Below are 5319 nucleotides of genomic sequence, written 5' to 3' on the forward strand. Positions count from 1 at the left end.
AGGGTTGCGTTAAGAAAACTGATTGTTTGAGCGATAGCGAGTTATCAGTTTTTAGCAACCCGACGATTAGAAATCAGTGGGGATTACAGCTTACATAAACAGGGTCAATCCTCCTACTAAAGAGGTTTGCCATAGGCAAACTTCTCCTTCCGCCCTCCGCTTAAGGAGCCGTCTGGGGGTGTAAGGAAAGGGAGGGTTCGGGAGGGAAGCGATGAGGGACCATACGGAAGGTCCCTTAGCGTCCCTCCCGATTACGGAGAGGTCATGTAAATGACCTAGATCATTTATAAGATAAAGTTAATCTTGGATTAACAAAAAAAGATGATTCAATCTCGGATTGAAGAGAAAAAGATAATATTCCTGGATTAATAGACTCACCTAGTGAAAAAATTATTTTCTGAAAATAAAAAAGAACATCTTAATCAAGACGTTCTTTTGTGGGTTTTCCATTCCATATATATAAACACGGCATCCATTATTATCAAGGCAATTCCTATGCCAAAGAGTAGGGGGTTGAATTTTTTTACTAGGCCTCCTAGGTTTTTTTCTAGGGATTGGTAGATGAATAAGCCGGCTAGGGTTATTTGTAAGATGTAAAATACGATTCTTTTTTTAAAGGATTTTTGCTTTTGGTTTTCTTCTTTCATAAAAAGCTCCTTTCACTTCTTTTCTTTATTATATCATATTTATAGGGTCAAAAAAAGATGGGCTTCTGCCCACCTTTCTATCTTAAGGATACCTTTCCGCTGCAGGTTTCGGCTTTTATGGTTAATTTTGCCTCGTCTGTTGAAGTTGATAGGTCGTATCCTTCATCGGTTTTTATTTTATTTTGGAATTTTTCTGTGACATTTACTGCCGAACTGTCAACAAAGGCCTTGATTTCACCTTCGTAGTCGGTTGTATCTACCACAATCATTCCGCTAACTGTCTCTAGGTCTATGTCTTTTGTATCTTTGATATTGTAAATCCTAATTGAGCCAGACCTTGAACCTGCGGTAATTTTATCGCTTGCTAGTCCATCTACCCTGATATTTCCAGAAATATTGTCTACTTCAATCTTATCACCTTTGATTCCAGAAAGGTAAATTGCTCCTGAAACATTGTCGATATTTAAAGAGCCTTCTATATTTTTGATGTCAATTTTACCATTTACATTATCTATATCTATGGCTGATTTGCTGTTAATCACCATAATCTTGCCATTTACAGAGTCAATATTTAGGTTTCCAAAATCGGTATCTGCAATTTCTACCATGGCATTTACAGTGTTGATGTCTAATTTTTCATAGAAATCTTTGCCAACTTGGACCCTAAGCTTTACGTTTGCTCCAATATTTTTGTAAGCATCATTTTCTTTTATTTCTAGGACCCCGTCCCTAATTTCTACATCTATGTAGTCTTCGAGATTGCCTTTTTTAGCAAAGATGTCAGCTGAGATTACGATTCCTGCGTCTGTTGCCTTTTCAACTAAGATTTCTCCGTTAATTAGGTCAATATTTATCTCATTGATTTCATCATCTACCCTAATATCCTTGTGGGTATTTATTTCGCCTTTTAGGTTGAAATTGTTGATATCAAAGGCTTGATCAAGGTCGATTGCAGATATAGCTTCAGTTGCCTTTTTGATAATAGAATCAACTGTAGATGTGATTTTGCCTGCAAAGTCATTTTCCTTTGTTTTTTTATCCCCAATCGCTCCTAGAAGGTCGCTTGCTTCTTCGACTGTAATTTTGCCTTCCTTAAGCATATTTAGGATTAGTTGTTTTTCTTCAGTCATTGTTTATCTCCTCTAGTAATTCCTTAGCTTTTTCTGTTGTAATTTCGCCATTATCTAGCATATTTAAGATGTCTAGCCTGTGAGATTTCTTGTCGATTGTGCCACCTAGTTTGCTTACAATCTTATCAATCCTATTTCTGACTGTTGGGTAGGAAATTCCTATTTCTTCTCCTACATCCTTGATAGAACCTCTTTTTTGTAGAAATAGCTCAATAAATTCTTTATCTTCCTTATCTAATCTTGAAAATGAGTCAACTTCAAACTCTCCATGTACTTCTGTGTAGCAATTATTGCATCTATATGAGGTGATAACCATTTGGTCACCACAGTTTGGACATTTATTTATCATAAGAACCTCCCTTTTGATTGAATTATACTACGCACTTTTATTTTTGTAAAGTCTATATTCAATATTTTAAGTTTTTATTTTAAATTCTTTAATATATGAATTTCGCTTTTAACTTTCCCATAAAAAAAGATTGGCTTTAGCCAATCTTAAATATAGTCCTTGTCCCAATAAGATTTGAGAGTCCTTGATAACCAAATTATGGTATTTATCATGAAACCCAGCCCAAATACCATTTGAAATATATAGGCAAACACATAGAGGTCCTTGATAGTAGTAAATTTTTGAACCAAGCCTGTACCTATCAAAATTAGGAAAAACCCACCTAGCCACTTAAGGCTCATTCTTAGGTTTTCCTTAAAATCTGAATATACAAGACTCTTATGCTTGTATTTTTTGTTGAAATTATCACGTCTTACTTTGTATTCTTCTCTAAGGCTTGGGTCGGCATTTTTTATAAGGCCTGAGTAGTAGTGTTCCATATCAGCCACTTTATTTGTGTATTTCTTAAGCTTTTCCGCCTCTTTTTCACTAAAATCCCTTAGCAAAATTGCCTTGGTAATGGCAGCCTTTGAGTCATAAGTAATCCTTTTATCCCTTAATTTTTCTAAATCTTCGATAGATTTTGCCCCATCAATTAGCATAAGGGTCTTAGCCTCGTAAAGCCTTTTGCCCCTAAGATAAAGAAGGATTACAACAAGGCTTATACCAATTATCCCAATTTGGGAAATAAACATTGCAGATTCCCCGTAAATATCAAAACCTATTAGAAAACAATTTACAAAGAGGGGTGGAAAAATAAATAAGATTAGAATTCCAACCATTTTAATTATTGATCTCATTTTTCATAGTCCTTTCGTAAAGGTAAACAAGCCTTGCTCCAGTTTTCTCGATTGACTTTTCTTTCGCTTTTTCATAGGCGATTTCCGATAGGTCTGGTAAAGTCCCTTCTAAAATCCCTTTGATTTTTCCTTCAAAATCGTCTAGGGTCTTTCCCTTGTAGATATTTTCCCCATCGACAAAGCCGTCTTGGAAAATTTCTATATCTCGGATTAGGATTTGAGCCTTGGTTGCTAGGGCCTCAAGAAGGACAATGCCTTCAGTTTCTTCGTGGGTCAAAAAAGCGTAGAGGTCAGAACCTGCGTAAGCTTCTCTTATTCCCTCACTAGATACATAACCAGGAGTGTGGAAATTTGCTGGAGCTTCTTCCATCTCCTTTTTAATTTCAGGACTCATAAGGGCCCTATCTAGCTTACCAAACCATAAGAATTCATATTGGGGCATTTTCTTTGCAAGCTTTAAAAAATCGTCAATGCCCTTTCTTTTTATGGGCAGGCCCACAGAAATAATTGACTTTTTTTCTGGATTTAAGCCATATTTTTTGTAGAAATTCTCCCTATCTTTGGGTTTTTTTTGCCAAAAATTAAGGTCAATCCCATTTGAAACCACTTCTATAGGTCGGTTTAGGCCGTAAGTAGCTAAAATTTTTTTCGAATAGTTTGTAGGGGTCAAGACCAAATCTCCCTTTTTATAGGCATAAATCAGCCATTTTTTAAAGAGGGGAGCGATTTGATTTGAAAAAATAAAGGAATTTTTAAAATCTTCCATGGTTGAATGGCCGTGATAGATAACTTTTTTGCCCATTTTCTTTGCCTTTGAAGCAAAATGAACTGATCCAGGAAGGGTTGTGTTAATGTGAACTAGGTCGAAATCATCCTTCTCATCGAGGGTAAAATCACAGCCTACGAGTTTTAAGGCCTTGATTTGATGGTCGATAGCCTTGCCAACGCCTGATTCCTTCACAGTTTTATAGTCTTTTGAATATATTAATACTTTCACGTTTATATTCCTTAATCGCCTTGGCATAGCAGGCTAGGCACTTAGTTCCAAACCCATCCACAGAAAAATTTTCCTTGGCATATTCTCTGGTATTTATTTCTAATAATTCTTTGTATTCCCCGTCTGAGAAAACTCTTTCGATAAATTCCTCAAATTCTTCAAAATTTTCATACTTAAAACCATTAAAACCATTTTTTATTACCCCATCAAGGACAGAATCATTCCTACAAAGGGCAATGGTACCGTTGGCTAGGGCTTCATAATAGGTTAGGCCTTGGGTTTCAGATGTGGATGCAGTGACAAAAATATCTGCCGCCTGGTAGTAGCGATTTACAGAATTCGCCTCAACCATACCTGTAAAAATAACTTCCTTTGAAATTTTGGCAGCATCTTCCTTCAAGGTATCAAGATATGGTCCCCCACCCACTATGTAAAGCTTTATTTCAGGGTCTTTTAGCCTATCGTAATACTCCATGACTTCTTGGATATTCTTCTCAGCCCCAAGCCTGCCTAGGTACAATAAAACCTTGGCATCGTCCGCTATTCCCAAAGATTTCCTCAAAAGAGCCTTGTCATAAAGGTCTGGTATGTGGATGCCAGTTGGGATAATATCAATCTTATCAGGCTTAACACCGTAATCAATCAAAAGATTTTCGGTTTTGGCTGTTGGCACAACTATCCTATCGCAAAGGCTAGCCAAAGTCTTGCTTGCCACAGAAACAATCTTCTTGCCGGCCTGTTTTGATGGGATAAAATAATGAGTGTAATCCTCATAAATAGTGTGGTAGGTATGGACAAGAGGGATTCGCAAATCACTCGAAATCCTCTTAGCCATCATAAAAGTCGAAAATTCACACTGGGAGTGGACAACCTCAGGCCCCCAAGCCTTAATCTCCTTTAGGTGACTCTTGGCAAGCAAATTTGAAATCCTCGCTTGAGGATAAATTTTTTCCGCAGAAAGAGACCCAACATAATAAACCTTGCCATCCTTGTATGACTTTGTTGTATTAGAAAGGGTAAGGACCCTAACATCATGACCCTCGCCCTCAAGATATTCTATTAAATTCATAACTGAACGTACCACCCCGTTAACAACAGGATAGTACCAATCACTTGTAATTAAAATTTTCATAATTCCTCTCTTAAAATATAATACTCTTTTTGCCAGGAATTTTACAATAAACTTCACATTAAGATAGAGATTCTTATCCAAGATAAGTTATTATTCTTTTGTTAATCCGAGATTAACTCATCTTTTAATAATTCTAATATTCTAACAATATCTCTTCGTACCTGGGGAGGCCCAGGGGAACGTTCCGGACGTTCCCCAACCTGCCTCCCCAGACCCCACTCGGCT

General features: G+C 36.9%; 6 protein-coding genes. All 6 read right to left on the minus strand.

The window, feature by feature from the left end:
* Positions 1-422 precede the first annotated feature (422 nt).
* Positions 423-647 (minus strand): hypothetical protein, encoded by a 225-nt coding sequence (locus RQ907_RS07390; protein ID WP_311492734.1) that lies wholly within the window; start codon positions 645-647, stop codon positions 423-425.
* A 77-nt stretch (positions 648-724) separates the two neighbouring features.
* Positions 725-1777, minus strand: a complete 1053-nt coding sequence (locus RQ907_RS07395; RefSeq protein ID WP_311492735.1) for a DUF4097 family beta strand repeat-containing protein — start codon at positions 1775-1777, stop codon at positions 725-727.
* Positions 1770-2126, minus strand: a complete 357-nt coding sequence (locus RQ907_RS07400) for a DUF2089 domain-containing protein (protein ID WP_311492736.1) — start codon at positions 2124-2126, stop codon at positions 1770-1772. Before RQ907_RS07400 ends, RQ907_RS07395 begins: the two co-directional genes overlap by 8 nt.
* A 146-nt stretch (positions 2127-2272) precedes the next feature.
* A complete protein-coding gene (locus RQ907_RS07405) occupies positions 2273-2965 on the minus strand; it encodes a hypothetical protein (protein WP_311492737.1) in 693 nt (230 codons plus the stop codon).
* Positions 2949-3962, minus strand: a complete 1014-nt coding sequence (locus RQ907_RS07410) for a glycosyltransferase (protein WP_311492738.1) — start codon at positions 3960-3962, stop codon at positions 2949-2951. Before RQ907_RS07410 ends, RQ907_RS07405 begins: the two co-directional genes overlap by 17 nt.
* Positions 3931-5094, minus strand: coding sequence for a glycosyltransferase (locus RQ907_RS07415; RefSeq protein ID WP_311492739.1), 1164 nt, complete (start codon positions 5092-5094; stop codon positions 3931-3933). The genes RQ907_RS07410 and RQ907_RS07415 overlap by 32 nt, the downstream gene beginning before the upstream one ends.
* Positions 5095-5319 lie beyond the last annotated feature (225 nt).

Source organism: uncultured Anaerococcus sp. (genome assembly GCF_963510575.1).
GTDB lineage: Bacteria > Bacillota > Clostridia > Tissierellales > Peptoniphilaceae > Anaerococcus.